This is a genomic window from Candidatus Bathyarchaeota archaeon (assembly GCA_029882535.1).
Lineage (GTDB): Archaea > Thermoproteota > Bathyarchaeia > Bathyarchaeales > SOJC01 > JAOUKM01.
Genome location: JAOUKM010000023.1, coordinates 1 through 24,487 on the forward strand (window position 1 = coordinate 1; position 24,487 = coordinate 24,487).

Sequence of the window (24,487 nt, forward strand, 5' to 3'; positions counted from 1 at the left end):
CAGTGCAAGCAAAAATTCCTTTTGTCTTGGCTGCAAAGCATTTTGCGATGTAAAAGATGTCATCCTCAACTCCCATGGTCTTTCCATTTGGAAGGAGATATTCTTCGGCTGGTTTTTCAGACTTAAAAATGATAATTTGGACTATTCTAGAGGGATGAATAACCCTTCCTACACAGAAAAAGGGTTTGTTTTTCATGAAAGGAATAGCGACTTGTTGTTCAACTGTCTCTTTTCTGTTATTGTATTCTATTTGCCTAAATTCCTTTCCCTCTTTATCTTTGTAGTGCACATATACGTGATAGATTGCCATTGTGATTCAAACTATTATTAATCGCAATTTATTCAAAAACATATCGCAACCAACTAATGATTGTGGTGTAAAATTAAAGACAATGCACATAAATTACACAGACACACACTAATAGATATAGATTCATAGAAAAGCTCTTTTGAGCTAAAAGTCGGATGTGAAAAATGTAAAATGACTTCTCTGACATTTCCTCTTTAAGCTCTCTCTGTAAGTCTTTCTCAGCTTTCTATTTCGATTCCTTTCCAAATAGTAGTCTTCTTTCTAGTCTTCATATAATTTAGTAATTCAAAGCACTCAGGGCATATCTTCATTTTACCATGTCTATGCAATGATGAGACTCTTAACTCCCCCTATTGGATTGGACTACTATGAGAGAGGTGTGTACTCCTATGCTGAGAGGATTAAAATATTATGGGAGAGGATTATTCCCTAGAGCTTGATAGTGATATAGCCTTATGATATGACTTATGATAGTTGATTATTGAGACCAGTCTTTAGAGTTTGAGGGAAGGGAATCTTAGTTGATTGTTATATATTATATTCATTACACCTATTACTATCTAGTAGGAAAGAGGGAGAGAGAACACTTCTAAATCTCTTCTTAACGTTATCAGTGTTAAAGCCTCTTTCTTCTAAATGGATTGACTCCTTAGACACCAAGTTCATTCTGGATCTCTCTGTAGACTCATCCTCTAGATTGAAATATTTCCAGAAAAGTAGTACAAAGTTTCCTGCTATGATCACTACAATCAACATTAGAACCATTACTAGAAAAGGAAGGGGTTCCCTCTCCAATTAATTAATCTCCTAGCACACCCCTATACAATACAATTACTATCTTTAGATCTTAATAAGAAAATAGAGGATATTTGAAGTTCTTAACGTATAGAAGAGTTATAGAGGATAGTATTAACGGATAGATCACACATTATCGTTAGATTCTTCCTAAATCATGAGATTAGAATGAAAGAGTGTTAGAAATAGTAGATGAGAATTGGAAGAAGTTAGCAAAGAAACTCCAGAAGTAGACATTATAGTCTGTACTGTTAACCTATTAAATTATACTAAGTTAGCCTTTGAGAGTGGTGACGGGTGATCCCTTTTTTGGATTTATAGACGAGATTAGATAGATTGTCGTAGAGTCATAATTTTTTAGCATTTGATAACTGGAGTTCTCTTCTACAGATAACCAACAGCACCAAAACTGATCACAAAGCTTTTATCTATATATCGAGTAAAGATCAGAATAGGAGCATAAAATGCTCCAAGTGAGATCAAATGTCGGAAGAAACACCTTTCAAGTCAATAAAGATCACATTGTCTGAAGAAGCATTGGACATGTTGGCGATACTTCGTAAAAAGGGATATTTCAGATCAGATTCTATGGCTATTGAAGAGTCTATCAGGACAGTTTACGCTGTTTCTGGAGACCTTGAAGGAATGTTGCTATATTTGGGAGAAGAAAAGAGAGGGGCTTCGCCTCAAGAAATGTCAGAATGGTTGAGACGAGTAACGCACAGAGTAACTCGTTTCATGTCTCGAGATAAGCTTGCAAAACTTGCTAAGGTAGATTTTAAATAATAAATGTTCAGCGGGACCGTAGATTAGCTGGGATAGATCAGAGACCTGCTAAGTCTAAAACAGAGGTTCAAATCCTCTCGGTCCCGCCACATCTGATACTCCTTATTCTGTTACACTTATTTTAAAATATCTGTGTGTAGTCTCTCTTCAAATATTCTAGAAGCTTCTTCTATCTGAGTTTATAAGCTATAAAGTACATAGAATGGAGTGGAAGATATAGGACCTTAGAAGTCTCAGATCGGGAGATATCGCCACTTCAGTAACTAATATTTATAAGTACTGGGTTTTCCAACATAACTCCATGTTTGGCTATTTTCTCTTCCTAAAGATTTGATACCCGTCCATTGTTGTCACGTATTCGAATCCAGCTTCCACCAACCTGCAAGCTTCCTCCAAGGTTTTGGCAGTTTTAGCGTGGAAATCGTCGCTTTGAAAGCTAACGAGTTACGTGTAGATTAGGGTGTTCTGTATATTTTTGTGTCCCAAGAGTTGTTGGATGTATAGAATGTCTTTGGTTTTGTGGCATTCTATTGTAGCTTTCCAGTGGCGTAGGGTGTGGAAGCTTATGTTTAGCGTTAGTGGATTTTGGAGTTTTGCGGCTAACTGTTTTCTTTTCGTGTAGAATTGTTGTTTGATCTGCTCATACTGTTAACCGTTCGCATCAAAATCTCCGAATGGTTCCTAAGGCTTTGTAGTTCCAGTTGCCACTGGCTCTGAATCTCAAAATCACGGTAAACAGTGCGTCCTGAACACTAATGTTTTTAGCTAAGCTGCGTCACAATCTCCGGCTGAGAAAATCCAATCCTTCAAGCTTCAACAATTCCAACAGTCCTTTAACAACCGCCACTGCTACACCCCCCCACAAATTGAATTTTCTTGTCAACCCAGCTTGTTCTCTCTCGCTCCCTACACCATGGAGAAGTTGAACACCACAAACGCATTGTTCAGGTCATGAACTACCCCGAGACCCACTAAAAAAAGACACCAAACAATAATCAGTGTCATTGATTAATGAAATTTTCATATGATGATTGAAAGAGTTCCTTTGTTTCAGTAGTGTCTTCCACAATTAACCAGTTCAAACATATCACATGTTTTTCATAAAAGGTAGAAAGCTACTACAGAGCGATAAAGGAAATTCTTTAATTCTTGACTTTATCTTCACAATCAAAACAATACTCAGTTTGCCTATCGGTCAAGAATTCCTTTCCGCAGGTTCTACAAACGACTTTATGTAATAGTGATCCTTTCTTCATCGATCTATGAGCATCTTCTCTTGGTGGGAAAGCTATTGCATCGTTTGGACATAATTCAGCACATGCAGAACAACCATAAACGCAGCTTAGGGGATTCACGACAAATGCTTTATCTTCTCTCACCTTTAGAACCCCATGAGAGCAAAAATCTGCACATTTAAAAGCTCCTTTGCATCCATTACATTTATCTGAATATATCGTAGGAAACCATGGCTTTTCAGTCATCTACTCACCCTTCTGATCAGATTCCACCAACTAGGAGACTATATATCAGCCCGGAAGAAACTGCAAAAGCGAATGCGAGGACGCCATAACTTATCACGATCTTCCACCCAACTATCCTAGAAGTTGAAAGGGAGTTTGGTATGTCATAGGGCTGTCCCATCAACCAAGCGACTGTCGCACCCGGTGACATTCCTAGATCAACAAGTGCCTTGCCTAAAGCTACCTCTATCAAAGTCGGTGTGTACAACGGACCACCCAATAGAGCTGCTAGCACCACACCGGAAGCGCCTGTTAAGTAAACTTTGACTAAATCAGCTGGAAAAAAAGCTTGGAAATAACTTACAGCTACAAGCCCCACGAGGAAGGCTGGGATGATCCGCTTAGCAAGATACCCACCAAACTTTAGTGCATTCCAAAGTCTCTCGTCAACGGGCTGCTTCATAAGTTCGACGGAGGCGACTTGTCCTTGATTGTTTTTGAATTGCCGTTCGAACTTCTTCCCCCAAGGAGTCTTCGATACTAGGTATCCTATGACAACCGCACTTATTCCAGCCGCAACCATGTCTGCCAATGCTATTTGCCAGCCGAGCACCTGAATAGTTACGATGTCAGCTAAGATGTTATTTGCTGGGGCTACTAGGAGGAAGGTTAGGGCGGGACCTATGCCTCCACCAGCATAGATGAGGCCAGCGAAGATCGGTACCATAGTGCAGGAGCATACGCATAAAAGAGGGGCGATAAGCGTCGCGACCAGATAAGATACGGGCTTTCCGCTGCTCATATAACGCATCATAAAACCTTGAGGGATGAATTCAGAGACCAAGCCGGCAACTGTGAACGCGAACCCAAGACATATCCAACCGTGCTGTGCGTAGTCCCATATGTAAACTAGAGGTATTTTCCAGAGAGGAAGGACTTTGAGGTCTTCTGCGGTGGATGTTGGCGTTAGCGTGTAAGCGCCCACAATAGCTCGAACCATCATTATTGCGAAGAAAAGAATGAAGCTGAGCATCAAGGTCGTCTTAAGCGCCCGCTTCCTCTCCAAGAATCCCACCTTACAACGCTTCTCGTAACAGCCTTTCAATAACACCAACGTCAAGTACTTTGCCCATGACCTTCACTACACCGTTTATCGCAATCGCTGGCGACATCAGTACCCCGTACTTTGATATGGTCTCCTTAGCGGTTATGTCGAGCTTGGTGACTTCGACTTTTACCCCTTCCTGGATCAGTTTAGAGGCTGCCTTTCTCGCGTTCTCCTCAGTCTTCTTACATCGTGGACATGGTGGACTGACACCTATCACCTCGACTTTTAGGTACTTCATTTCGCTCACCCCAAGTTTATAACAATATTCAAATATTCTTATGTTACAAACACTCATATCAATATTTAAATATTTCCATGTAGTTTAATATTAAACATGAAAATGAAAGAAGACGAACTAAATAGATTCAGAGCAAAAGTTTTCAAGGCTCTCGCAGAACCTTTGAGACTTGAGATTCTACGATTTCTTCGTAACGGAGAAAAATGTGTCTGTGAGGTTGTTCCTCATTTGGGCATTGCTCAACCCCTTGTTTCTCGACACTTGAAAATCCTGAAAAACCGTGGATTGGTTAAGGCCAGAAAAGATGGAAACAGAAGACTATATTCGGTTACCGACCCTCAAATCTTCGAGGTGATCGATAGCGTAACACCCGATTTGAAGCATTCACTTGTGAAGATCATTACTGAACTCGCTGTTTAAAGAAGTTTGAGACTAGTGGTGAATATCGTTGAATTGTAAAGTTGAGCGTGTTCTTACATGGGACGAGTTTAAAGAATTATTGACAAAACTATATCCAGAAGAAATTTATTATGCACAAGCGAAAGCACCGCTCTCGAGACCACCAATAGCTTTGAGACTTACTTTTGCTAATGAAAATGTGCAGTATGTATTCATTGATACAGCCAAAGATGATAGCCTTAGACGTACGAGAATTCCAATCCGAGAAGACAAATATAGGAATTTAAATCTTGAAGAAGAAGACATCAAGAAGTTTATTTACACTCAATTGGGAAGAACGGATATTAAGATTCGTTCTTTTGAACTCGTGGGTGGCTATTAAAGGCGCGTTATATCCTTAGGTGGTCTAGTTATTTCTTTTCTCCAGTAAGCCACCTTGCCAAGACAATTTTATTTGTGTTGTAGTACTTCTCAGCTGAGACAATTCCTCTTTTGGCTAGCCTAAAAAGTATTCTATGTGTTTTTACTCGAGAAAAGCCAGTTTTCCACCGAATATCTTTTTGTAACATTGTGCCACCTTCACCAATTAAGGTTTCTGTTACTTTTCTCTCATCATCATTTAGAACACGTAAAACTGCATCGAGGGTAGACTCTCCCTTCTTTACAATGGGTGGTGAAGTTTCTTCCTTTGATTTCTCTACACTGAGATTTGGAAAGGTTAGAGAGTATCCTAACACTGAAAATGCGACAAATAGAGGTACAACAAACAAGACAAGCCATAGAGACCTTGGAAGTTCTCCTCCACCCATTCCGTGACCTCTCCCGCTAAACCCTCCGTCGAATGCAAAAAATAACAAGCCGAGAGTGCTGATTACAAATGCAAATATTACGATGAAAGTCAAAGCCTTGGATTGCATATTTCACTCTAAGAATATGAAGACAAAATGATGTTTATAAGTTGTTTCAAAATTTGAAACATTTTGTTACACTTAACATCTAAACCCAGCGGCAACCTTGTTTTTCTTGGAACAAAGCAATGGAGGTGAAGAAATGAAAAATAAACTGAAAATCATTGCGGGAATAACTCTGGTCTTAGGCATAGTCTCTATCGCTTTGCTTGCCACACCAATACAAGCTTATGTTAACGGGACTAGCAACGGTGATTTACTCCGAACACAAGACCAAAGAAGACTTGGGGCTAAAGACTGCGAGTGTGATGGCGACGTGCTTCAAGAAAGAGACCGAGATAGGTTGAGAATACAAGATTGTGACTGCAACTGCACTTGTAATGGCACACAACAACAAAGCCGTGTCAGGCAAAGAATCAATGAATGTTCTATGAATAGAATCTGCAACTACACAAAGAGTATGGAGCAATACAGATGCCAACACACTGAAAGAACAAAAAGCCTAGCGCGATAGTGCACATCCACTGACACAATTCCACTTTTTCCTTCACATTTTTTGCTGATGGTTTTGCAAATGCCTCGACCATTTGGCTCCTTCCAGCATTTTTGACACAGACAAAAGGAGTTTCTTCATTTTCTCTCCTTTTCTTGATTGCTTAGACATCTTTGCGCACATGCATCAAGGTATTTTTACTCTTAGAGATTACTCCTCTTTTTCTGATTAGTTTATGTAGATAGGACATTGGAGGGAAGCTTATGGCGTGTTGTGGGCACGTGTTTTCACTTGTCGTACATCCTACTTTGCAGTTCTGTGGTTTGGCAACTATTGGAACATTCTTTTCATAGTCAAACTCGTAGACTTATTTTCCGCAACCCAGCAGACAGATGCCACATCCTACGCAAAGTTCCGGTTCTATCGTTGGGTGCCATTCAATTTCTTCGCGTGGAATCCCATGCCATGCTTGTTTAATGATCTGATCTTTGCGAGACAACAATTATCACCTCCCTTTGCGGGGAAAAAGATGACGTGTTCGTAGACCAAACCTTACCAAACATAGCATTAACGGAACTTCCATCAGAGGTCCTATTACCGTAGCTAAAGCAGCACCTGAATTAAGGCCATAAAGAGTTGTTGCCACGGCTATTGCAACTTCAAAGTGGCTGCTTGAACCGATCAGAGTAGTGTCTATCGAGGTTGCATAGTCCCAATTTGACAACCACGAAACAGAATATGTTATTGTAATCATTGTGACATAATGGAGCAGATTTGGAGCGGCAAGATAGGCCACAAGAAGAGGGTCATTAAGTATTATGTTTCCTTGAAATGAAAACATGACGATTAGAGTAAGCAGTAAGGCAATGATGGATATCTTGCGCACAACTTCAAGATAAGTGGAGTCGAACCACTCCTTCCCTTTCCTTCCTATTAGCAGCTTTCTGGAAAGCGCCCCTAAGGATACTGGAAGGGCTATGAAAACGATTACGCTCAGGGCGATCAGATCCCAAGGCACAGGTATACCGCTTACGCCAAGATAGAAAGCTGATAAAGGCGCGTAAAGAATCAGCATCATTAACGCATTGATTGACGTATTTATCAAGCCCTGAGCTAGATCTCCTTTAGCCAGTAAAATCCACCACATGACCATCGCCGTACACGGGGACATGCCAAGAAGAATCACTCCAGTAATGTACTGGGGATTTCCTTGAAGGATTAGGTTTGCATAGAGCGTCATGATAAAGGGCGCAATGACCCAATTCGCAATTATTGTGAGAAGCATGGGTTTCGGCTTCCTTACAGCCTTTTTAACATCACTAAAGGCTATGCCGACCACTGTTGGGTACATCATGAAAAACAGGCAGATGCCAATTGGGATGGATAACTGAGCGAATTTTAGGGAGTCCAAAAACTCACCGAAGGCTGGAAAGACCCTACCAAGTAACAGCCCAATGATAATGCATAGTGCGATCCACAAAGTGAGATACTTCTCGAAGATCCCTAGTTTGACTTCTCTGTCTTTGGTCATGTGTATCATTCCGTTGAGTTGAAGTATTAGATTAAAGAATTTAAATCTATCAATTTAAGTTTTTCTTCTGTGCAGCCCTGGTACTTGGTTGAGGATATTATTTGGGAAATTCAAGAAAATTAAAAAGACCATGGATGACTTCTGGTTTGGCAACGCTGTAGAAGACCCACTTTCCTACTTTTCTATCCTTTACAAACCCAACATTCTGCAAAATGTTTAGGTGGTGGGACGCCGTCGGTTGAGTCAAATCTAGTGCAACTGTCAGCTCACAAACACACATCTCTCTAATACTTAAAAGCCTCAACATCCTGAGCCTCGTTTCATTTGCGAGAGCCTTCAGCAAACGGCTTTTTCTCCTAAGGAAATCTGGGTCTCCCGACTTTTCGGCAAGTTGCTTCAACTCCGCCGCATACACTTCTAAGTCTTTTGTTGGACGGAGACTCGAGCAGATGAGCCTTTCAAGCCTTTTTTCAGATTTTATAGTGCGTTTCGTTGCTTGCATCCTATCAGACTACCAAGAAGTATGAAGACTTCCAACGAAATTAGTCACAAAACAAATTTAAATATTTTGATTTAACACCATGGGAATAATTCGATATTTTTAAATATTTCGATTTGTATTTTTCTATGAACATCGAATCTGCCCAGATCGAAGAAGTGCGTCAGAAAACAGAGGTAGTTTGATGAGTTTGACAGAAACGGTAACGGGGATACAAGCTATCCTTCTATCAAAAGACCCACCTACAGCTGTTAAGCTTTTCAAACCTTCTCAAAATATACCCACTGACATCAGGTTGGTTGACAGAAAGTCTAGGTATTGCCCGTTCTTGATGCGTGCACGACACGGTGAAACGCTTCTCCTGACAACCGAAAAACTGGCTTATCCTGAAGCCTACGTCGCGTTTGTTTTCGGTCCACTCCTTGGAAAGATTTCCAGTGGTCAAATGTTACATGTCCTTGGTCTGTATCAAACCAAGGATGCAGCCACAATCACCATAGCTAAGATGCCGAGGTTGAAACGAAACTCTGTTTCGGCAATAACCGCTGAGCCACTCAAGGATTTTCCCTTAGAGCCTGACATTGCCATCGTTGAAGGGTCACCGGAACAGATTATGTGGCTTTGTCTGGCAAGGATTTTCGAAACTGGGAGACGGTTAAATTCCAGCTCTTCAATATTTCAATGTTACTGCGTAGGCGTAACAGTTGTCCTTTACATAACAAAGGAAGTGAACATAAGTCCTTGTTGCTACGGAACCTGTGAAGCAACAGATGTTCCTCCAGAGCACATGTTCATGGGAATCCCCATGCCGTTTCTAAGTAAAATTGAAAACAGATTGAAGACGCTTTCGAAAAAGGCTATGATTAGGGCGCGAGGGAAAGGCGTCTATCATGCTTATTGTCAACAAGAATGTAAAAAAAGACAAGGTTGAGGTATTATGGAAGCACGTTTTGAAGAAATACGTAAGAAATACCGAGATGCCAAGCGAGAAAAGAGCAATACCGACCCTTTATCCTTAAAATTGGAAATCGAGTCTTACATAAGAAACTTGCGAGCTATAGATGAAGAAAAAGAAGATTTGTTAGCCGAAGCACAAGACATGCTGATCGATTTGATAAAAATTATTGAGAAGAGTCATTGTACACCATTCAGACCTAAAAAACTTTAACTGCAACATGATGAAGGCGAAGAATTGCCAAAGAAGAAAAAGAAAAAAAGCTTGAAGGAAAGACAACAAGAGAGACAGAAAAGACAGCGACAGATTCAAAAAGCTCATCAAATTCAGAGAGAGGCTAAAAGAAAGTCGAGACAATGGCCTAAAGGCAAGATACTTGTCGGAATTTGTCTGGTTGCCGTGATATGTGTAGCTTACGGAGCATGGCAATATTACATCCAACTCCCTCCAGCAATTAGTGGTCAAACGAACAATAACCCTCTACCAACAGACTCGGCTCCAATTTTCTCTCTAGAAGACATAAACGGAACTCGGTTTTCTCTCGATCAATTTAGTGGAAAGGTGATTGCCATTCATTTCATGGCTGTGGGCTGTGGTGGACAAATATATCCTATAAATGACCACCAACTCCAACAACTAAAAAATGTATGTAACGACTATTGCGGCAATAAACCTGTCACCGCAGTCACAGTTGCCGTGGCAACATGTCAAAATAGCGAACTTGCGCGAATCCGCGCAAACTACGGTGTTACTTGGGTGCTTGGAAACGATTATGCTGATGGAAAAATGGATATAGTTGACACCTATGCACCATATTCAATCAAGGATGGCACAATTGTTCTTATCGACAAAACATTCAACGTAGACAAAGTATACACCGAAGCAATAACAGGGGAAACCTTGTCTCTAAGAATAAATCAACTCCTAGAGGTTTGATGAGAAATGTTTGAAGAATCCCTAGGACTCTTCTTCTTAGGGATTGTAACTTTTCTTTCGCCGTGTTCAATTGCCCTAATATCAGTGTACCTGACATACGCGGTAGGCATCAGCAAAAGCATACGAAAGGGCTTCATAATTGGCTTTAGTTTCACCATGTCAATGTGCCTAGTTTTCTTCTTACTCGGATATGCCGTATCCTCTCTTATTCCTGTAGATCCAGCTAGCTATCGATTCTTCTTCGGCATTGCAGGCCTTCTTCTCATATTCTTTGGAATCAACAACTTAGGCTTGTTCAAGGAAATTCACTTCACAAGCAACCCTATCAGTTCTTTTACTGAACGGATTAACGTTTTGAAGTTAAATGCGTTGACTCGATTATCAAAACACAACTATGCTGCAGGTTCATTTCTGTTCGGGGTGGTCATTTCCCTAGCTTTGGGCCCATGCTCTCTATCATTGGTTTTGCCAGCAATATTGCTAACCATGTTCAGTGCACCGACACCTTTCCACGGAGGCATACTACTTTTCGCTTTCGGTCTAGGTCATGGCTCACCAGTCATTTTCCTAAGCGTGATTTTAGCAACTGCACGAAAGGCAGTAAGCAAAAAAATTGCCGTAGCAGGCGAATGGCTAACAAAAATTTTTGGAATAGTTTTTGTTGTTATTGGAATGATCATGATCGGTTATATGTTGATAGGTTGGTAAATAATGAAGAGAAATAAAGTGAAAATCGAAGTTTTTGTGCCTCTCGGTTCCTGTGTCTGCAATTTCACACCTCTTATGGAGAAAGTGGGCCAGGTAACAACAGAGTTCAAAGATTTGGTGGAAATCCAAATGAAGTCAACCAAATCATCAGAAGCTTCAAAATACGGAGTCCAAGATATGTGCGTAGTAGTAGATGGAAAAATCAAGCTTTCCTCAGATTTTGATGACAAAGAGCTTGAAGATGCCATTTCAGAACGAATACACAAGCTTAACATTTTCCTAGGGAAAGAATAGTGCGTGTGTGCGTTATAAAAAGTGGGGGTTTGCGGGAAACATCTCCACTCCAAGTGACTAGTATTTATAAGTTCACTATCAAGCTCTACAAAGAAGACTATCTATAACTAGGCTGAGTGTTTGAAAAACTTCTTTCGAGCTTAGTTGATTTACGTCTAGAATAAGGTCAAAGGGGGAAAAATCTTCTCCAAGATCAAATCCATAGAGCCTCTTGTAGATCGCTTTGGTTTTTGCATCTTTCTCCTTTAAAGCCGAGAACGCCTTTTTGATACTTATTCTATCTCGTCGTGCAATTCGTCGAGCTCTCTCTTCAGGCGACGCTTCCAGCCAAATTTTGAAGCCTGATTTTAAGAGCCAGGGCATAGTCCAGCTGTCGAGAACCACGTTTCCTTGCTTTGCCCATTGCAACAGTTTCTCGTCAATCTTCCTGTCAAAAGAAGAATCTTGCGTGCGTTTTTTGAGGAATTCCATTCCCTCTTCGCTTTCCCACCATCCTCTATCCACAGATTTGTAACCAGCCTCTAACGCTAAGGCTTTCAGCGCATCGCCCCCAGAAAAATAGTGCAAGTTGTATTTTTCAGCAATCTTTTTGGCAAGAGTGCTTTTGCCGCACCCCGCCATTCCACATATACACAGAACAATCTTTTCCGAACTAGGGCAAAATGTTGTCATTGTGGTTTTCGCCTTTACTGTTAAAGATTTCGGGATGTTTGTTTTAACGAGTTTCGGAGGCAATTGTGGCAGAGTTGCCCACTATAGATGCGGCTAATTTTTCTCTGGGTTTTAGGAAGTTTACGAATCTTTAATATTGAACTAGGTAGGAATGTGAGATCGCGGCCACAACTAGAACATTTCGGATTGCCAGTCTTTTCTTTTTTGTATAAAACCTTGTTGTGTCCACCAGGTAAAGAGCGATATTTTCGTTTTCTACTTCTCGTTCTTAACTGGGGACGTGGCATTTTATTCCGTTGCTCCTATTCCCACACCTAGAGCCCGCGAGAATAGAGTGCTGAAGAACAAAGAACATACAAAGTACCACAAAACTATGGGAAGGGGACCGAAGCCTGGAAGGAAAGCAACGGGTTCTCTGTAGATGCCCACAAGCACCTGCCACATGAGGATGAAAGGAATGAAGAAAAGCAATGACACTTTCATGGACTGCATTGACATTTTCTGTTGCAGCTTCATTATTCTGTCTTTTTGCTTCTCCACTTTAGCGAGCTTTTTCTTGTCTTTGCTTCGTCGTGCTTCCTTAAAAGCGTCTGTCCATTCTTTTATTTCTTTTCTCGAAGCACGTAGTTGTTCTGGATTAGTGAATAGACGATTAACAGAAGAAGTAAGGAAAGTTAGAAACACGCAGAGCAGAAGAATGAAAATTGTTGCTGATGGCGCTTGCGGCGCTAATATCCAATCTATAAATAAAGTTGTGAACATGCTTCGTTACTCCATTTCGATCCTTTTGGTTATTCCAATTTGTTTGTTATCGAGGCTTTTAACCATTTTCACTTCTAGCCTCCTAAGATACGACGGAATGCCGGATACATCTCTGCAACCCGCTCCTGCATTAACTGCTGGTAATATTGATAAATAATGCCAACAGACAACAGCACACCCATACCTGTTCCAAAGACCCCGAAAAAGTCTGCAAGCGCCGCAATAAGACCTACAATAATCCCACCGAGGATTGTAACCGCAGGAATATAGCGTTTTAGCACCATCTCTATAGGCCGTGTTGATCTTCTGTAACCTGGAATATGCATGCCAGAATCCACCAATTGCTTCGCAACGGTTGATGACCCCAGCCCGCCCACTTCAAGCCAAGTGAGTGAAAAAATGACACAGAACACCACCATAAGAACGGCAAATACTATTGCTCTTGCAGGATTCAAAGTAACATCTAGGATGCTGCGAGGCGCTATTGCGTAGTAGACTAAGCCGCCTGTGGGCTGTGGTTGTTGTCCAGCCTGTGCTGAATAGGTCCCTAGAAGATTCAAGAAGAAGTTTGAATTGTTCGGGTTTAAGTTGATCCAGACAATCTGTGAGAAGAAGTATATGTTAGCAAATAGAGCGGAGGTAAAAATTACTGGCAAGTTGGAAACATAGAGAAGTTTGATAGGATATCTACCGCGATAGCCTCTGTAGTCAGCGTGGGAAACTGGTAGTTCAACTCTAACACCTTCCACATATATAACAACAAGAAAAACCACAATAGTTGTGAAAAATCCAAGGAGTGAAGGCAGATTCTGAGATCTGATGAAAGCGTTATCAACTGCTGGGATGAGGTATGCGGGAGCGCCAGAAGTTGCGTTGTATGGTATGTACTGTAAAGCGAAAGAAAACACTGGCTGATTTGCTGCTACTGTTTGGAAGAGCGCCGGAAAGACACCATAGCTTTTCCCGTCGGCTAAGCCTACAGTTAAGCCAAAACTGTCCCACAATACTCTCTGAGCTACTCCAGCCATGATGAAGAGGCTAATTCCGCTTCCTATCCCCCAACCTTTCTGAATCATCTCATCTAGCAGCATAATTAGTATCCCCGCAAACAGGAGTTGCATAAAAATAACGATGCTTACCATTCCTGGCAGTGTGCCATAGACGCCTCCGATGATATAGGCGAACGCTTGAACCCCAGTGAGTAGTATAGAAAAGAATTTGCTCGCGGTTGTAAAGAGCCCTCTATCTTCAGGGTTAGACATATCAACGCCTATCATTCCTGAACCGGCTAGAAGCTGAAGGATTAAACCTGCAGTCACTATTGGACCTATGCCAAGCTCTAATAAGGTTCCTCTGTTAGAGGCAAATATGACTCTCAGATAACTCATTTCCAAACCCTGTTCTGCCTGCAAGCCGTATAATGGAATTTCAGCCATGACCAGGTAAATAATCAGCGGTAGAGCAGTCCATAACAGCTTTTGGTTAAACCCTACTCTTTTTCCGGGGGGTTTCGCCTCTGGCAAGAACCTTGCAATGGGCTTGAATATTCCAAGGAATCTGCCAGCCATCTTTTTCCTTCCCCCTTGATATTCTTACTTTAAACTATTAAGTCTCTGTGATTATTTTGCCGCCTGCTTCTTCCACCTTCTTAGCGGCTGACTCTGAATAGGATGCAACTTTTATTGAAAAAGGTTTGGTTATTATGCCCATGCCTAAAAGCTTGTCGTAACCCAGTTTATCTAGATCTAAAAGGGACATTCCATCTCTTTCCTCCAAGCCTTTTTCAGCAGAAAGGTTCATTGCCAATTCTTCCAATTTCCCAATGTTCACTGCATTTACTTTCTTACGTCGCGAAGAATAGAACCCTTTCTTGCTGAAATAGTCTGGTTCGTATCTCAGCACGTAGGACCATAAGTGTTTATGGCGACCAGCTTTCCCATGACCCCCCCTCTGACCAACTCCTCTATGCTGACCAACTGTACCCCATCCAACTGTTCTCGTACCTCGTTTTTTGCGGGTTTTTCGAAGTTTATGAGGCATTTTTCAACCACACTTTTGCTTCAAACTAGATAGTAAATCGTCCATAAAATCTTTCTCTGTTGTTAAATCATATTTTCTATGAGTTTGTTAATTGCTTCACCACGATATCCGGTAACTCCGCCAGCAGCATAGCTCTTCTTTACTTTTCCCTTGTATCCTTTTTTTGGAGGGTGTGCACGGAAAACTGGCTTAATGTCTGGCAAATGTCGAAATTCGGTTTCCATTTTGTATATGGCTTCAGCTAACTCTTTCAGAGTTTTGTAGCCGACTTTTTTAGCATATTCGTCGTTGAGCTTTTTATTGCCGTCAAGTCTTCCACGTTCTTTGAGTAGTAGAAGTATAGTCTCTTTTGTTATTTCACCCCAAGTAACAAAGTTTCTCGCTTTCTTCAACATACCAAGGAAACTAGGGCGGTTGTCTAAGAGCGTCATGTGGCAGTTTCGGTTTAGGCGAAAGATTTCAAGTGTTTTCCTTATATCAGGTGATGCCTCGCCTACTCCTCGAACGCGAACTACTGCTAAGCATTTTCGCTTTTCAGCCATTTTTACCTCGTCCAGTCTTCTGGTGTAACAAGGCTGTAGGTTTTTTTAAGGGCGTCAAAAACAGCATAGGCAAAAGAAGGGATTGTTCTTGTTGAGCCAAAGCTTCTAGTCCAGCAATCTTTTATTCCTGCAAGTCCTAGAATTACCTTTGCTGTTTCGCTGGCAACCAAGCCGAGACCTCTAGGTCCGGGTGTTAAAACAATTTCTACGCCGCCGCTTTTGCCCGTCGTTTGAAACGATAATGAATGCGGCTTTCTACATCCACATTCCCAGCTGCCACAACCTCTGCGAACAAAACATATATTTAGCCGCGCATTCACAGCTGCTTTTTCGATTGCTGTGCGCACTTGCTTCGCCTTTCCACCGCCTAATCCTATATAGCCATCACGATTGCCGACTGCCACTATTGCTTTAAACCGAGACTTTTCTCCTGCATCGGTTTGCTTCTGAACCAAGTTTATTTCAACGACTTCTTCCTGTAAATCTGGAAGCAAAAGGTCTACAATCTCTGGCTCGCGTATCTTTAGTCCCTCTATAAATATTTCTTCCATGGAGGAAATACGGCCTCCTTGTATCATTTTGCCGAGGGCGGTCTTTGGAATCCACGTTTCGCTTATTTGTCTTTCCGTTCTTCTTACGCGCGTTTGTCGTCGTCGTCGTCTCATTGTTTTTTACCTTTCCTTTTGCGTTTCTTCTTTGTTTTTCCTTTTTTGGATGGGAGTGCAATTTTTTCTTTCGTAGCTTCAAATTGTTCTGTAAGTTTTTCTGGAGAAAGCTTTCTTTGCAAGTATTTAGAAAACATTTTTTCGTAGAGTTCAGTATTTGAAGTGGCTAAACTTTTAGCGTAATCGGCGATGTGTTGTCCTTTCAGTCTTTTTTCGTCTGGTAGTTTCTCTGTGCTGTAGGGAATGTCAACGCCTGCGTCTATCACGCCCTTTAAAGAAGCAAAAACACTAGCTCCTTTTGTAGGTTGGTGTAATCCTATATCCGCAACGGCTTTTTTCACATTTCTCGCAACCGCTCTCATACCACATAATAGACCTGTGAGGTATGCGGAAGGCAGGTTTCCACATGCAGCTTGCCAACCATAGCTTTTAAGCTCTTGAGAGTTTGCTGAAACGATGATTTTGTCTCCCGTTGGGGTGGCTTCTATAATCTGAACGTTCATGTGTTTTAGTGAGCCCCTCGTCACCACGCGGGGAAGCTTTGAAATTATCAGTGCTTTTCTTGCTTTGTAATCCGTTTTTCCTTCTCTGCGTCGCCGAAACGGAACACGGTAGGATGGCCCTCTTCCCATCAGCGCGTCCTCCATAAGCCTTTAACCTTTATGCGATGCTCAAGTTCAGCAACTGATTCGAAGACACCGCTTCCTGCCATTTTGTAGAACTGGCGATAGGTGCTTTCTGCAATAACACGTTTTTCTTTTAACTCTCTTAGTCTTTTTCGCAGCGCACGAATTTTCTTCATCCAAACCTCTTTCTTAGACGTTCTCGATTTGCTTCTTTTACCCGGCCCCTTTCTTAATCCCTTCTTTTTCTGTGCATGCAAGGCACGAGCACGTGATCGGCTAATTCCTTTCTCAGGGCGTGGTTGTATGGCTTTTTCATGAATCAGTTTTATAATTTCCTCTCGTGTAATTGCTATCTCAACATCATCTATCCTTGCAGGATCTATCCAAACTCTGTTTTGCCCTACTTTTAGAATTCCAGCAGCGAGGCGACGTTGACTTTTAAGACTCACTTGTTTTCACTTCCTTTGCACGTTTTGAGCGTTTGGAACGTTTAGGTTTCTTCTTTGTTTTTGTCTCTTTCTCTTGGGGCTTTGAAATCGTTTCTTCAGGCATCTCTTCTTCTTCGCCAATTGTTTCTTCTTGTTCTTCAGCCTCTTTTCTAATAAGCGGGTTTAAAATACGGATTCCTTTTTCTCTCGCTAGTGAAGATATTTGAATTCGCTTTCTCGTTCCTACACTGTGGGCGATTCGTATGGCTTGAGTTTTTGGATACACATTCACTACTTCGTCAGGCGTGTGAACTAGCACTTCTTTATATCCTGACGGATGGAGCCCGCGGGCTACTTTTGGTCCGCCATAGCCGATGTTTACGGATTTGGGCCAACCCTTTACGTTAAGTCGCATTTTGTTGTCTAATCCACGGGGTTTTCTCCAGTTTTCCTTTAAGCGTTTATACCGCCAGCTTTCGTGGCGTCTGAACTTGGGTTTTCTCGCCTTCACAGCTTTCCGTAGCTTTACGGCTTGTTTAGCTACGGCTTTTTCCGGCGTTGATCTTTCGGTCAAGTTTCCATTCCCTCGAGACGTTCGTACACATATATGCCGTCGAGAAATACCCGTGGATCTTTTACTTTGATTTTTGTTGCTTGCTCAATGTTTGCTGCTGTCTGGCTTACATCTTCCAAGTTTGTCCCTTGAACAATTACGTCATCAGATTTGACTGAAACCTTTGCGTCTCCTACTATTTTTGCTATGCGTGGACTGCGCTCACCTGTAAGGTTCTCTATCAAAACTTTGTTGTTCTCGATTTTGACGGATATTGGAAAATGAGAAAACACAATTTTTAATTTGTAGGTAAATCCCTTTGTCACGCCTATTATCATATTCTTAATATGAGAACTTACTGTTCCAACCGTTGCTGCCTCCTTTTTACGAGGCCAATTTGTTCGAATTTTTATCCATTTTCCTTCTTTTTCAATGAATAAGGGTGCATGAGAGAAGTCTCTGGTTAACGTTCCCTTCTCCCCCGATATAGTCACTACTTTGCCGTCTAGTTTGACGTCTACATTTTCGGGGGTTTCAACCGTTTTTTCGACTTCCACGACACGCATTTCCTTTTTTCTCCTAGTATACGAAGGCCAGAAGGCGCCCTCCTATTTTTTCTTCTTTCGCCACTTTGTGAGAAGTCACTCCTCTGGGAGTAGAAACAACTAGGATGCCCACTTCCTTTGAGGGGAGAAAGCTTCTTTCCCATTTCTCAAATTCATCTACTCGCACTGGAAAGCGGGGTCTGACGGCGCCGCATTTGTTTATTCTGCCGAGAAGCTGAACTTTGAACTTTCCTGTTCTGCCATCATCTATGAATTCGAACTCGCCGATGTAGCCATTAAGTTGAATCACTCTTAGAACTCTGCCAAGCAGTTTAGAGGCTGGGCTAATCACACACTCCCGCTTTAGGCGCATTTCGTTGTTTATCAGCGCAGTCATACCATTCACAATTGTATCAGTCATGATTTTCCGCTTCCTTCTACTCATATTTCTTGAATCCAAGTTCTTGGGCTATCTCCCTAAAACAATGCCGGCATACATATAAATTGTAACGCCGGATCACCGAGCCGTAAGAACCACATCTTCTGCATGGTTTGCTGCCCTTGCCGAATTTCCGTTCTTTCTTAGGTCTCTGTTTTCCCATTCAACTACACTTCACACTATTTCAATCCCGATGGTGTCTTTGATGAATGTGACTGCCTCTTCAGGCGTTAACAGATGACTTGTGCCAATCTTCGATTTAGCTCGTCTTCGTTCTTTGATGCGATAGCCAGCGCGACCGAGCGTAACCGAGACGTCCATTCCGAAGATTCCAAGCTCGGGTAAGTATTTTGTGCCTGGAATTTCAATGTGTTCTTTTATGCCGAAGGAAAAGTTGCCGCTTTTGTCAAAGCAGTTCTTTGGTATTTTGTTGTCGACAGCTTGCAGCACTTTAGTGAGGAATTCTACTGCTTTTTCTCTTCGAAGTGTTACAACGCAGGAAATTGGTTCGCCTTTCCTTATCCCAAAATCCCTTATAGTTTGCTTGGCTTTCCGCTTCACAGGCATTTGACCAGTCAGCTGTTCGAGAACTTTACCAGCTTTTTCAAGAGGCTCACCCGATTGTCCTATACATATGTTGACTGTTACTTTTCGAATTTTCGGTTTAAGCATAGGAGTTTTTTGCCATTTTTTGCGGGTTTCCTCTTCTTCTGACAACTATTCCACCTCAGGTAATGATATAGACTGTTTTTTGTCGCCTATAATGAAAACGTAGTCAAGAGTTGTCTGGAAGCGTTTTCCAGCCGCATCCTCTATTGTTGCCAAAAGTGAACGACGCTTTTTCCCCACAGCTTCTTCAATGTCTACGATTTTCCCATGTGTTCCCCTATTCTTCCCTCCAATAATTAACGCAGTTGCATCTTTCGCCAGCTTAATTTGCCCAGTTATTTCGCCACTGGGGATAGCTACTTTGATGACATCGAGGGTTTGGTATACATCTTCTTCAGGGTTTTTAGGGTCTGCAACTTGAATTAGTTTGTTGGTGCCGTCGTGGAAGCTGAGCTGAACGTGGCCGTGGTTAACAACCGTTTTGTTTTCTATTCGACAAAGCTTGAAAGTGGCTTCATCCTTTTCTACAGGGTGCAAAATGAGCCCTTTTTTATGCGACAAAATGCGATAAGTTGCCTCTGCATCAGGGATGGAAATTGCATCCATTAAACCCACAGGAAACACTTCTTCTCTGCGGATTTTTCCGTCAACAAGCACTTTTCCCTTTGAGATAATGGTTTTTGCTTCTTTTCGTGTTTTTGCGAAGCCTAGGATTTCTCGAATAATTATTGCCAAGGGTAGACTGTGCTTCAGTGAGTGGGGGCCGGGCTTTGGTTTCAGTGTCCAGACGTATTCTTTGCGGTGGATGGGCCAGAATCTTGGTGCGGGCTTTCGTTTTAGATGTTTGCTTCCACCTTTCTTTCCCATATTATTCGGCTCCTTTTTCAGTTTTGGCTTTTTTCGTTCGTCTCCGTCTTGGTTTCTTGGTTTTTCGGGTTTTCATTGCTTTTTCTTGTGCAGGTTTTGCTGGTTCTTTTTTCTTCCTTTTCTTTCTCCGAAGCTTTTTCGCCACTTTTTTCTCTTTTGGCTTTTCTTCGATTTCTTCCCGTTTCTCCTCAACAACAGCTTCTGCAGTTGGAGGATGTGTTTCCTTTTCCAAGAGAGCGCCTTTCCGCTTTAGTGCTTCTCTGCGCCATTTGTCGTCTAAATTAATATTAATAATCATTACTTTTGACGGGTGGATTGGAATCGGCAATGCTGTGCCATCTACTTTCTCTCGCGTGATGCCTTCAACGAATATCCTGTATTTTTTGCGGTCTACCCGCGTAATTTTGCCTTCGAATCCCCTTCGGTCGCCTCTCATTATACGAACTGTGTCGCCCATTCTCACAGGAACAGCGTTGGCGGCATGTTTCTTTTTCAAGTCAGGCGATAGAGGCGCAGAAAAATGCTTGTGGCGAATGTGTGCAGGGGCTTGAAACAGTTTTTTACGCTGTGTTCTTGGTTTTGTAATCTGCATGACGCTCACCTATACTATTATGCTCGCAGCACTTGCTATTCTAGGCCACCGTTCTGCTGCTTCTCTTGCTACAGGACCTCTGACCTCGGAGCCTTTCATTTCTCCTTCAGTTGTCATTATTATTGCAGCGTTGTCTTCAAACTGAACCCAGATGCCTTCTGCACGGCGAAAAGGCATTTTTTGTCGCACAACAACCGCTCTGAAAAGTTTTTTACGCATGTCTGGTGTTCCTTTCCGTACAGACGTCATTATCAAATCTCCTACGCCTGCTTTTGGAACACGTCTTAGCCGTCCTTTGTATCCGATGACTTGTACAAGTTTGAGTGCTCTGGCGCCTGTGTTGTCAGCGCATTTCAAAATGGTGCCAGCTTGGACGCCTCTAGACACTTTTGGTTTTTGCCCAAGCATTGCTCTTGCAAATAGCGCCCGTGGTCTTGCTCTTGCAGCCAACTATTTTTCCTCCAGTTTTTCAACTATCACGAAGGAAACGGTTTTGCTTATGGGGCGGCACTCTGTGATTTTCACTCTATCACCTTCTTTTACGTTGAGGCAAGGCGGGTTGTGAGCAGGTGTGTGACTGTGTCTTCTTTCGTACCGTTTGTATTTAGGCACGTAGTGAAGGTAGTCGCGTAGAATTATGGCGGTTTTATCCATTTTTGCGCTAATAACCAAGCCGTCTAAAATACGTCCTCTAACAGAGAGAGTTCCGTGAAAAGGACAATTAGGGTCGTTGCATGATTTTTTGGGTTTCTTCAAGGAGAGCGACGCCATTTTCTACCAGAGCCTCCTAATTCGCTTTTTCAAGCGTTCTTCAGGTCTTCCCACCAGAATCTTTCCATCAATCTCTACAATTGTAGCGTCTGGCAAAGTGAAATGGAAAACAGCTTGATCTTTTACTACAGTTTTCCTCTTATTATCTTGCAAGATTATGAAAGTGTTTCGAGTTTCATCAATGACTGCCCCTACGATACCTATGTAACTTGGATTGGAAGACTTTGCCACTTTTGCTTCTAAGCCGATAAACTCGTGTTGTATTAGTGCAGGTGTGACTTTCACTGTTTTTTCACCTCTGCAAGTTTCGCTTCATGTTCTATAGTGAGGAAGCGGGCAATGGCTTTACGAAGTTCTCTGACGCGTGCAGTGTTTTCTAGAGCCCCCCCTGCTTTTGTCATAGTTCTCAATCGTACAAGCTCGGTTCGCAGCTCTGTGACTCTTTTCGTTCTTTCCTCAGAAGACATGCCCCGTATGTCCTCGAGTCTGATGAGGGGCATTTTATTCGGTTGCCTCCTTTTCGTCTTTTTTCGCCGTAGATGTTTCAGCTTCTGTGGATGCTTCTTCTTTTGATGCTTCCGTTGTCTCCTCTTCCACTTCGCTTGGGGCTATGTTTATTTTGTCTGGGAATTTGGCTTCGGGAGGCATTATGCGTACTTTTACTCCGAAAACACCCTGCTTCATCTGAACGTTCAACTCTGCCCTTCTCGTATATTTTAATGGGGGTTCTCCACTTTTTGGCAAGTATCCCCCACGAAACTTTTCATATTTTGCTCTTCGACCCCGCAGTTTCCCACTGACGGCTATTTCAACTCCTAATGCTCCAGCTTCCATAACCTGATTAAGCGCCCAATACCCTGACCTCCTGTAGTGGACACCTCTTCGTAACGCCGAAGCAATACGTGAAGCAATAACGTAAGCGTTGAGTTCGGGAATTTCAATTTCTGCTACAGAAATCTGGGGATTAGGAAGTTCGAACTTTTCTTCCAAAGATCTTGCGAGATCTTTTATGGTTTCTCCACCTCGTCCGATGACAACTCCGGGGCGCATAGCATAAACTACTATGTGTGTTCCTAGTGGCGTTTTTGTGATATCTACGCCGCCGTAACCTGCTCTTTCAAGCTCGTTCTGTAGAAATTCGTTAATTTCTGTTTTCTTTATAGATTCGTCGATGAAATGTTTAACTACAGACATTAGGCTGTTTCCTCTGTTTTCTTCTCTATTTCCTCTAAAACAATCTCAACGTGTGTAAGAGGTTTATTTTTTGGGCTTGAACGTCCAAATGCTCTTGGTATAGCTCGCTTGATTTTCATTCCTGGATAAGCTGATGCGTGGATTATGCGGAGGCGTTCAATATCGAGGTCTTTAGATTCGGCGTTGCCTTCTGCGCTTTCAAGAACTTTCAAGATGTTTGCCGCTGCTTTAATCGGATATTTTCCCACCATAGCTTTTTGCATTCCATGTCTGTGTCCAAGTTTTTTTGTGAATCTGCGGAAGGGGACAGGTTGTTTTTTTACTATAACTTGCTCTAAATACCGTTTTGCTTTGTCTAAACGCATGCCTTTGATTGTTTTACATACTTCTCTTGCGTGTTTGGGGGAGATTCTGAGTTCGCGTCCGCTGGCTTTCACTGTTTTTTCAGTATCAAGTTCTGTGATGGAGTATCCGAATTTCGGCATGCTTTCTTCCAACTGTGCAATTCAACAGCATCAACGTAGTTTATATTTCTTTTCGTAACGATTTTTCATCAAAAGGTTTACTGTTTCATGTAAAATCTTTCAGAGAGGCTTTCTCTATGCATTCCTGTTATGTTAACTTTTTTTGGGGGCGCAAAAGACGTATTCTTTTAAAGATTCTTCACACAATAAACTCTCATGCTGCTTCGTCAAACAATAAGAGAAGGCGACAACATCCTCCTCTACCTCAACAAAAAACGCTCCTACCTAGTCAAAGCAGAAAAGGGCAAAAATTTCCACACACACAAAGGCTACATTCAATTTGACAGTTTAATCGGCAAGAAATATGGCACACGTTTACTCAGCAATCTAGGCGTAGAATTCGCGGCTTTAAAACCAGCTCTCCGCGACTTTATTTTCAAAGCTCAGCGAAAAACTCAGATAATGTACCCAAAAGATATAGCCCTAATCGTCATGTATAGTGGAATAGGCCCCGGCAGCCGCATCGTTGAGGCAGGCACCGGTGCAGGCGCACTAACTACTGCCCTAGCTTTTTACGTAAAGCCTCGTGGGCGCGTCTACAGCTACGAAATTCGACCAGAATTTCAAGAAATTGCACTTAAAAACCTGAAAAAAGCACACGTCGAAGACTATGTTGAGCTCAAAAGCAGGGACATAACGCTAGGCATTGACGAGAAAAATGTTGACGCGGTTGTTTTAGATTTGGCGACTCCTTGGCTTGTGATTTCTCATGCTTATTCAGCCTTAAAAGGCAGTGGAAACGTGGTCTCCTTCAGCCCCACAATCGACCAAGTTGTAAGAACCGTTGAGGCTTTAGAGGAAAGCGGGTTTGTTGATGTAAGCACGTTTGAATGTATAATGCGTGGAATGCAAGTAGCACGCGGAAAGACTCGACCGCAGACACTTATGACTGGGCACACGGGTTATGTGACGTACGCTCGCAAAGCATTGAAAAAGCAGGAGAAGCTTGAAGCTACATTGGTTTGCCAAGCTCTTTCTTCCACAAAGGAATGATGACCCTCTTAGCCAGCATCACAACTCCGAGAGAGGCAAAGCATAATGGCACTCCGACAATCAATCCTTCAGCAATCCAGATCAACCCTGTGGCTAATATTGGAAACACAGACATTAGCTGAATGACAGGCCCAGGGGTTTCTTTTTCTTCTCCGAATTCTTCGCTTAGAAAGGTTTTGATCGTGGAATACTGTTCATCGTCTGCTGTGTTTTCGTTTGAGATAAATTCGCGAATGTTGATTTGA

The 24,487-nt window shown here is 42.2% G+C and carries 38 protein-coding genes, 1 tRNA gene and 2 pseudogenes; 11 read left to right on the forward strand and 30 right to left on the reverse strand.

Annotated features, from left to right (window positions below):
- The coding region (locus OEX01_06490; protein ID MDH5448631.1) for a hypothetical protein at positions 1 to 310 on the reverse strand (310 nt) is incomplete at its 3' end.
- 1,278 nt (positions 311 to 1,588) lie between these two features.
- Here OEX01_06490 and OEX01_06495 point away from each other — a divergent pair.
- A complete protein-coding gene (locus OEX01_06495) occupies positions 1,589 to 1,891 on the forward strand; it encodes a hypothetical protein (protein MDH5448632.1) in 303 nt (100 codons plus the stop codon).
- Between the two features lie 12 nt (positions 1,892 to 1,903).
- Positions 1,904 to 1,980: transfer RNA gene (locus OEX01_06500), tRNA-Ser, on the forward strand.
- A gap of 1,053 nt (positions 1,981 to 3,033) precedes the next feature.
- On the opposite strand, the gene OEX01_06505 is transcribed toward OEX01_06500, so the two are convergent.
- From OEX01_06505 to OEX01_06515, 3 genes are read right to left on the reverse strand one after another with little or no spacing between them, the layout of a single operon-like run.
- On the reverse strand, positions 3,034 to 3,372 hold the full coding sequence (locus OEX01_06505) for a hypothetical protein (GenBank protein ID MDH5448633.1): 339 nt from the start codon (positions 3,370 to 3,372) through the stop codon (positions 3,034 to 3,036).
- 16 nt (positions 3,373 to 3,388) lie between these two features.
- The gene (locus OEX01_06510; GenBank protein ID MDH5448634.1) at positions 3,389 to 4,417 is read right to left on the reverse strand and encodes a permease; all 1,029 of its coding nucleotides are present in this window, start codon (positions 4,415 to 4,417) and stop codon (positions 3,389 to 3,391) included.
- 10 nt (positions 4,418 to 4,427) lie between these two features.
- Entirely contained in the window at positions 4,428 to 4,697 is a 270-nt protein-coding gene (locus tag OEX01_06515) for a thioredoxin family protein (protein ID MDH5448635.1), read from the reverse strand.
- A gap of 96 nt (positions 4,698 to 4,793) precedes the next feature.
- On the opposite strand from OEX01_06515, the gene OEX01_06520 reads away from it, so the two are divergent.
- Both OEX01_06520 and OEX01_06525 read left to right on the forward strand, forming a co-directional pair.
- Positions 4,794 to 5,117 (forward strand): metalloregulator ArsR/SmtB family transcription factor, encoded by a 324-nt coding sequence (locus tag OEX01_06520; GenBank protein ID MDH5448636.1) that lies wholly within the window; start codon positions 4,794 to 4,796, stop codon positions 5,115 to 5,117.
- 28 nt (positions 5,118 to 5,145) lie between these two features.
- A complete protein-coding gene (locus OEX01_06525; GenBank protein MDH5448637.1) occupies positions 5,146 to 5,478 on the forward strand; it encodes a hypothetical protein in 333 nt (110 codons plus the stop codon).
- 28 nt (positions 5,479 to 5,506) lie between these two features.
- Here the strand turns inward: OEX01_06525 and OEX01_06530 are convergent, their stop codons facing one another.
- Positions 5,507 to 6,013 (reverse strand): hypothetical protein, encoded by a 507-nt coding sequence (locus OEX01_06530; protein ID MDH5448638.1) that lies wholly within the window; start codon positions 6,011 to 6,013, stop codon positions 5,507 to 5,509.
- Positions 6,014 to 6,146: 133 nt separating this feature from the next.
- On the opposite strand from OEX01_06530, the gene OEX01_06535 reads away from it, so the two are divergent.
- Complete coding sequence (locus OEX01_06535) at positions 6,147 to 6,518, forward strand: hypothetical protein (GenBank protein MDH5448639.1); 372 nt, start codon at positions 6,147 to 6,149, stop codon at positions 6,516 to 6,518.
- Positions 6,519 to 6,864: 346 nt separating this feature from the next.
- Here the strand turns inward: OEX01_06535 and OEX01_06540 are convergent, their stop codons facing one another.
- From OEX01_06540 to OEX01_06550, 3 genes are all read right to left on the reverse strand, one after another.
- Complete coding sequence (locus OEX01_06540) at positions 6,865 to 6,996, reverse strand: hypothetical protein (protein ID MDH5448640.1); 132 nt, start codon at positions 6,994 to 6,996, stop codon at positions 6,865 to 6,867.
- Between the two features lie 6 nt (positions 6,997 to 7,002).
- Entirely contained in the window at positions 7,003 to 8,028 is a 1,026-nt protein-coding gene (arsB, locus tag OEX01_06545; GenBank protein ID MDH5448641.1) for an ACR3 family arsenite efflux transporter, read from the reverse strand.
- Between the two features lie 97 nt (positions 8,029 to 8,125).
- Complete coding sequence (locus OEX01_06550; GenBank protein MDH5448642.1) at positions 8,126 to 8,530, reverse strand: metalloregulator ArsR/SmtB family transcription factor; 405 nt, start codon at positions 8,528 to 8,530, stop codon at positions 8,126 to 8,128.
- 181 nt (positions 8,531 to 8,711) lie between these two features.
- Between OEX01_06550 and OEX01_06555 the strand changes: the two genes are divergently transcribed.
- From OEX01_06555 to OEX01_06575, 5 genes are read left to right on the forward strand one after another with little or no spacing between them, the layout of a single operon-like run.
- A complete protein-coding gene (locus tag OEX01_06555; GenBank protein MDH5448643.1) occupies positions 8,712 to 9,458 on the forward strand; it encodes a DUF169 domain-containing protein in 747 nt (248 codons plus the stop codon).
- Between the two features lie 6 nt (positions 9,459 to 9,464).
- Positions 9,465 to 9,695 carry a hypothetical protein gene (locus OEX01_06560; protein MDH5448644.1) on the forward strand — a complete coding sequence of 77 codons (231 nt, stop codon included), beginning with the start codon at positions 9,465 to 9,467 and terminating at the stop codon, positions 9,693 to 9,695.
- A 24-nt stretch (positions 9,696 to 9,719) separates the two neighbouring features.
- Entirely contained in the window at positions 9,720 to 10,418 is a 699-nt protein-coding gene (locus tag OEX01_06565) for a hypothetical protein (protein ID MDH5448645.1), read from the forward strand.
- 6 nt (positions 10,419 to 10,424) lie between these two features.
- Positions 10,425 to 11,126, forward strand: coding sequence for a sulfite exporter TauE/SafE family protein (locus tag OEX01_06570; GenBank protein MDH5448646.1), 702 nt, complete (start codon positions 10,425 to 10,427; stop codon positions 11,124 to 11,126).
- Between the two features lie 3 nt (positions 11,127 to 11,129).
- Positions 11,130 to 11,420, forward strand: coding sequence for a hypothetical protein (locus tag OEX01_06575; GenBank protein ID MDH5448647.1), 291 nt, complete (start codon positions 11,130 to 11,132; stop codon positions 11,418 to 11,420).
- Between the two features lie 78 nt (positions 11,421 to 11,498).
- On the opposite strand, the gene OEX01_06580 is transcribed toward OEX01_06575, so the two are convergent.
- The 21 genes and pseudogenes from OEX01_06580 to OEX01_06680 all read right to left on the reverse strand — a co-directional run bounded on the left by OEX01_06580 (position 11,499) and on the right by OEX01_06680 (position 23,210).
- On the reverse strand, positions 11,499 to 12,155 hold the full coding sequence (locus OEX01_06580; GenBank protein ID MDH5448648.1) for a cytidylate kinase family protein: 657 nt from the start codon (positions 12,153 to 12,155) through the stop codon (positions 11,499 to 11,501).
- Positions 12,156 to 12,380: 225 nt separating this feature from the next.
- Complete coding sequence (locus tag OEX01_06585; GenBank protein ID MDH5448649.1) at positions 12,381 to 12,854, reverse strand: EMC3/TMCO1 family protein; 474 nt, start codon at positions 12,852 to 12,854, stop codon at positions 12,381 to 12,383.
- Positions 12,855 to 12,928: 74 nt separating this feature from the next.
- On the reverse strand, positions 12,929 to 14,422 hold the full coding sequence (gene secY / locus OEX01_06590) for a preprotein translocase subunit SecY (GenBank protein ID MDH5448650.1): 1,494 nt from the start codon (positions 14,420 to 14,422) through the stop codon (positions 12,929 to 12,931).
- 37 nt (positions 14,423 to 14,459) lie between these two features.
- On the reverse strand, positions 14,460 to 14,894 hold the full coding sequence (locus OEX01_06595) for a 50S ribosomal protein L15 (GenBank protein MDH5448651.1): 435 nt from the start codon (positions 14,892 to 14,894) through the stop codon (positions 14,460 to 14,462).
- Between the two features lie 62 nt (positions 14,895 to 14,956).
- Positions 14,957 to 15,436, reverse strand: coding sequence for a 50S ribosomal protein L30 (locus OEX01_06600; GenBank protein MDH5448652.1), 480 nt, complete (start codon positions 15,434 to 15,436; stop codon positions 14,957 to 14,959).
- Between the two features lie 2 nt (positions 15,437 to 15,438).
- The gene (locus tag OEX01_06605; protein ID MDH5448653.1) at positions 15,439 to 16,101 is read right to left on the reverse strand and encodes a 30S ribosomal protein S5; all 663 of its coding nucleotides are present in this window, start codon (positions 16,099 to 16,101) and stop codon (positions 15,439 to 15,441) included.
- Positions 16,098 to 16,733: a 50S ribosomal protein L18 gene (locus OEX01_06610; protein ID MDH5448654.1), complete on the reverse strand. Its 636-nt coding sequence runs from the start codon at positions 16,731 to 16,733 to the stop codon at positions 16,098 to 16,100. The genes OEX01_06605 and OEX01_06610 overlap by 4 nt, the downstream gene beginning before the upstream one ends.
- Positions 16,733 to 17,176, reverse strand: coding sequence for a 50S ribosomal protein L19e (locus tag OEX01_06615; protein ID MDH5448655.1), 444 nt, complete (start codon positions 17,174 to 17,176; stop codon positions 16,733 to 16,735). The genes OEX01_06610 and OEX01_06615 overlap by 1 nt, the downstream gene beginning before the upstream one ends.
- Before the next feature lie 151 nt (positions 17,177 to 17,327).
- A pseudogene (locus tag OEX01_06620) lies at positions 17,328 to 17,729 on the reverse strand (50S ribosomal protein L32e).
- Positions 17,726 to 18,274: a 50S ribosomal protein L6 gene (locus OEX01_06625; protein MDH5448656.1), complete on the reverse strand. Its 549-nt coding sequence runs from the start codon at positions 18,272 to 18,274 to the stop codon at positions 17,726 to 17,728. Before OEX01_06625 ends, OEX01_06620 begins: the two are co-directional and overlap by 4 nt.
- 13 nt (positions 18,275 to 18,287) lie before the next feature.
- Positions 18,288 to 18,698, reverse strand: coding sequence for a 30S ribosomal protein S8 (locus OEX01_06630; GenBank protein MDH5448657.1), 411 nt, complete (start codon positions 18,696 to 18,698; stop codon positions 18,288 to 18,290).
- Positions 18,691 to 18,855: a 30S ribosomal protein S14 gene (locus OEX01_06635; GenBank protein ID MDH5448658.1), complete on the reverse strand. Its 165-nt coding sequence runs from the start codon at positions 18,853 to 18,855 to the stop codon at positions 18,691 to 18,693. The genes OEX01_06630 and OEX01_06635 overlap by 8 nt, the downstream gene beginning before the upstream one ends.
- A gap of 11 nt (positions 18,856 to 18,866) precedes the next feature.
- Positions 18,867 to 19,409 (reverse strand): 50S ribosomal protein L5, encoded by a 543-nt coding sequence (locus tag OEX01_06640; protein ID MDH5448659.1) that lies wholly within the window; start codon positions 19,407 to 19,409, stop codon positions 18,867 to 18,869.
- The gene (locus OEX01_06645; protein MDH5448660.1) at positions 19,410 to 20,168 is read right to left on the reverse strand and encodes a 30S ribosomal protein S4e; all 759 of its coding nucleotides are present in this window, start codon (positions 20,166 to 20,168) and stop codon (positions 19,410 to 19,412) included.
- 241 nt (positions 20,169 to 20,409) lie between these two features.
- Positions 20,410 to 20,760 (reverse strand): annotated as a pseudogene (rplX, locus tag OEX01_06650) (50S ribosomal protein L24).
- Between the two features lie 9 nt (positions 20,761 to 20,769).
- Complete coding sequence (locus OEX01_06655) at positions 20,770 to 21,168, reverse strand: 50S ribosomal protein L14 (GenBank protein ID MDH5448661.1); 399 nt, start codon at positions 21,166 to 21,168, stop codon at positions 20,770 to 20,772.
- 42 nt (positions 21,169 to 21,210) lie between these two features.
- Positions 21,211 to 21,531, reverse strand: a complete 321-nt coding sequence (locus OEX01_06660) for a 30S ribosomal protein S17 (protein MDH5448662.1) — start codon at positions 21,529 to 21,531, stop codon at positions 21,211 to 21,213.
- Positions 21,532 to 21,534: 3 nt separating this feature from the next.
- Positions 21,535 to 21,816, reverse strand: a complete 282-nt coding sequence (locus tag OEX01_06665; protein MDH5448663.1) for a ribonuclease P protein component 1 — start codon at positions 21,814 to 21,816, stop codon at positions 21,535 to 21,537.
- A complete protein-coding gene (gene rpmC, locus OEX01_06670) occupies positions 21,813 to 22,031 on the reverse strand; it encodes a 50S ribosomal protein L29 (GenBank protein ID MDH5448664.1) in 219 nt (72 codons plus the stop codon). Before rpmC ends, OEX01_06665 begins: the two co-directional genes overlap by 4 nt.
- Position 22,032: 1 nt before the next feature.
- Complete coding sequence (locus OEX01_06675; protein MDH5448665.1) at positions 22,033 to 22,725, reverse strand: 30S ribosomal protein S3; 693 nt, start codon at positions 22,723 to 22,725, stop codon at positions 22,033 to 22,035.
- A complete protein-coding gene (locus OEX01_06680; protein MDH5448666.1) occupies positions 22,725 to 23,210 on the reverse strand; it encodes a 50S ribosomal protein L22 in 486 nt (161 codons plus the stop codon). The genes OEX01_06675 and OEX01_06680 overlap by 1 nt, the downstream gene beginning before the upstream one ends.
- Before the next feature lie 195 nt (positions 23,211 to 23,405).
- On the opposite strand from OEX01_06680, the gene OEX01_06685 reads away from it, so the two are divergent.
- Positions 23,406 to 24,242 carry a tRNA (adenine-N1)-methyltransferase gene (locus OEX01_06685; protein ID MDH5448667.1) on the forward strand — a complete coding sequence of 279 codons (837 nt, stop codon included), beginning with the start codon at positions 23,406 to 23,408 and terminating at the stop codon, positions 24,240 to 24,242.
- Here the strand turns inward: OEX01_06685 and OEX01_06690 are convergent.
- Positions 24,202 to 24,487 (reverse strand): hypothetical protein (locus tag OEX01_06690; protein ID MDH5448668.1); only part of this gene is annotated, 286 nt, incomplete at its 5' end. The two genes, OEX01_06685 and OEX01_06690, sit on opposite strands and share 41 nt — an antisense overlap.

What these genes read in the sequence shown, in the direction of transcription:
- OEX01_06495 (MDH5448632.1), top strand. Translation starts at nt 1,589, where the DNA reads ATGTCGGAAGAAACACCTTTCAAGTCAATAAAGATCACATTGTCTGAA.
- OEX01_06505 (MDH5448633.1), bottom strand. Translation starts at nt 3,372, where the DNA reads ATGACTGAAAAGCCATGGTTTCCTACGATATATTCAGATAAATGTAAT.
- OEX01_06515 (MDH5448635.1), bottom strand. Translation starts at nt 4,697, where the DNA reads ATGAAGTACCTAAAAGTCGAGGTGATAGGTGTCAGTCCACCATGTCCA.
- OEX01_06520 (MDH5448636.1), top strand. Translation starts at nt 4,794, where the DNA reads ATGAAAATGAAAGAAGACGAACTAAATAGATTCAGAGCAAAAGTTTTC.
- OEX01_06530 (MDH5448638.1), bottom strand. Translation starts at nt 6,013, where the DNA reads ATGCAATCCAAGGCTTTGACTTTCATCGTAATATTTGCATTTGTAATC.
- OEX01_06535 (MDH5448639.1), top strand. Translation starts at nt 6,147, where the DNA reads ATGAAAAATAAACTGAAAATCATTGCGGGAATAACTCTGGTCTTAGGC.
- arsB (MDH5448641.1), bottom strand. Translation starts at nt 8,028, where the DNA reads ATGACCAAAGACAGAGAAGTCAAACTAGGGATCTTCGAGAAGTATCTC.
- OEX01_06550 (MDH5448642.1), bottom strand. Translation starts at nt 8,530, where the DNA reads ATGCAAGCAACGAAACGCACTATAAAATCTGAAAAAAGGCTTGAAAGG.
- OEX01_06555 (MDH5448643.1), top strand. Translation starts at nt 8,712, where the DNA reads ATGAGTTTGACAGAAACGGTAACGGGGATACAAGCTATCCTTCTATCA.
- OEX01_06560 (MDH5448644.1), top strand. Translation starts at nt 9,465, where the DNA reads ATGGAAGCACGTTTTGAAGAAATACGTAAGAAATACCGAGATGCCAAG.
- OEX01_06570 (MDH5448646.1), top strand. Translation starts at nt 10,425, where the DNA reads ATGTTTGAAGAATCCCTAGGACTCTTCTTCTTAGGGATTGTAACTTTT.
- OEX01_06575 (MDH5448647.1), top strand. Translation starts at nt 11,130, where the DNA reads ATGAAGAGAAATAAAGTGAAAATCGAAGTTTTTGTGCCTCTCGGTTCC.
- OEX01_06585 (MDH5448649.1), bottom strand. Translation starts at nt 12,854, where the DNA reads ATGTTCACAACTTTATTTATAGATTGGATATTAGCGCCGCAAGCGCCA.
- secY (MDH5448650.1), bottom strand. Translation starts at nt 14,422, where the DNA reads ATGGCTGGCAGATTCCTTGGAATATTCAAGCCCATTGCAAGGTTCTTG.
- OEX01_06595 (MDH5448651.1), bottom strand. Translation starts at nt 14,894, where the DNA reads ATGCCTCATAAACTTCGAAAAACCCGCAAAAAACGAGGTACGAGAACA.
- OEX01_06600 (MDH5448652.1), bottom strand. Translation starts at nt 15,436, where the DNA reads ATGGCTGAAAAGCGAAAATGCTTAGCAGTAGTTCGCGTTCGAGGAGTA.
- OEX01_06605 (MDH5448653.1), bottom strand. Translation starts at nt 16,101, where the DNA reads ATGAGACGACGACGACGACAAACGCGCGTAAGAAGAACGGAAAGACAA.
- OEX01_06610 (MDH5448654.1), bottom strand. Translation starts at nt 16,733, where the DNA reads ATGGGAAGAGGGCCATCCTACCGTGTTCCGTTTCGGCGACGCAGAGAA.
- OEX01_06625 (MDH5448656.1), bottom strand. Translation starts at nt 18,274, where the DNA reads ATGCGTGTCGTGGAAGTCGAAAAAACGGTTGAAACCCCCGAAAATGTA.
- OEX01_06630 (MDH5448657.1), bottom strand. Translation starts at nt 18,698, where the DNA reads ATGAGTAGAAGGAAGCGGAAAATCATGACTGATACAATTGTGAATGGT.
- OEX01_06635 (MDH5448658.1), bottom strand. Translation starts at nt 18,855, where the DNA reads ATGGGAAAACAGAGACCTAAGAAAGAACGGAAATTCGGCAAGGGCAGC.
- OEX01_06645 (MDH5448660.1), bottom strand. Translation starts at nt 20,168, where the DNA reads ATGGGAAAGAAAGGTGGAAGCAAACATCTAAAACGAAAGCCCGCACCA.
- OEX01_06655 (MDH5448661.1), bottom strand. Translation starts at nt 21,168, where the DNA reads ATGCTTGGGCAAAAACCAAAAGTGTCTAGAGGCGTCCAAGCTGGCACC.
- OEX01_06660 (MDH5448662.1), bottom strand. Translation starts at nt 21,531, where the DNA reads ATGGCGTCGCTCTCCTTGAAGAAACCCAAAAAATCATGCAACGACCCT.
- rpmC (MDH5448664.1), bottom strand. Translation starts at nt 22,031, where the DNA reads ATGCCCCTCATCAGACTCGAGGACATACGGGGCATGTCTTCTGAGGAA.
- OEX01_06675 (MDH5448665.1), bottom strand. Translation starts at nt 22,725, where the DNA reads ATGTCTGTAGTTAAACATTTCATCGACGAATCTATAAAGAAAACAGAA.
- OEX01_06680 (MDH5448666.1), bottom strand. Translation starts at nt 23,210, where the DNA reads ATGCCGAAATTCGGATACTCCATCACAGAACTTGATACTGAAAAAACA.
- OEX01_06685 (MDH5448667.1), top strand. Translation starts at nt 23,406, where the DNA reads ATGCTGCTTCGTCAAACAATAAGAGAAGGCGACAACATCCTCCTCTAC.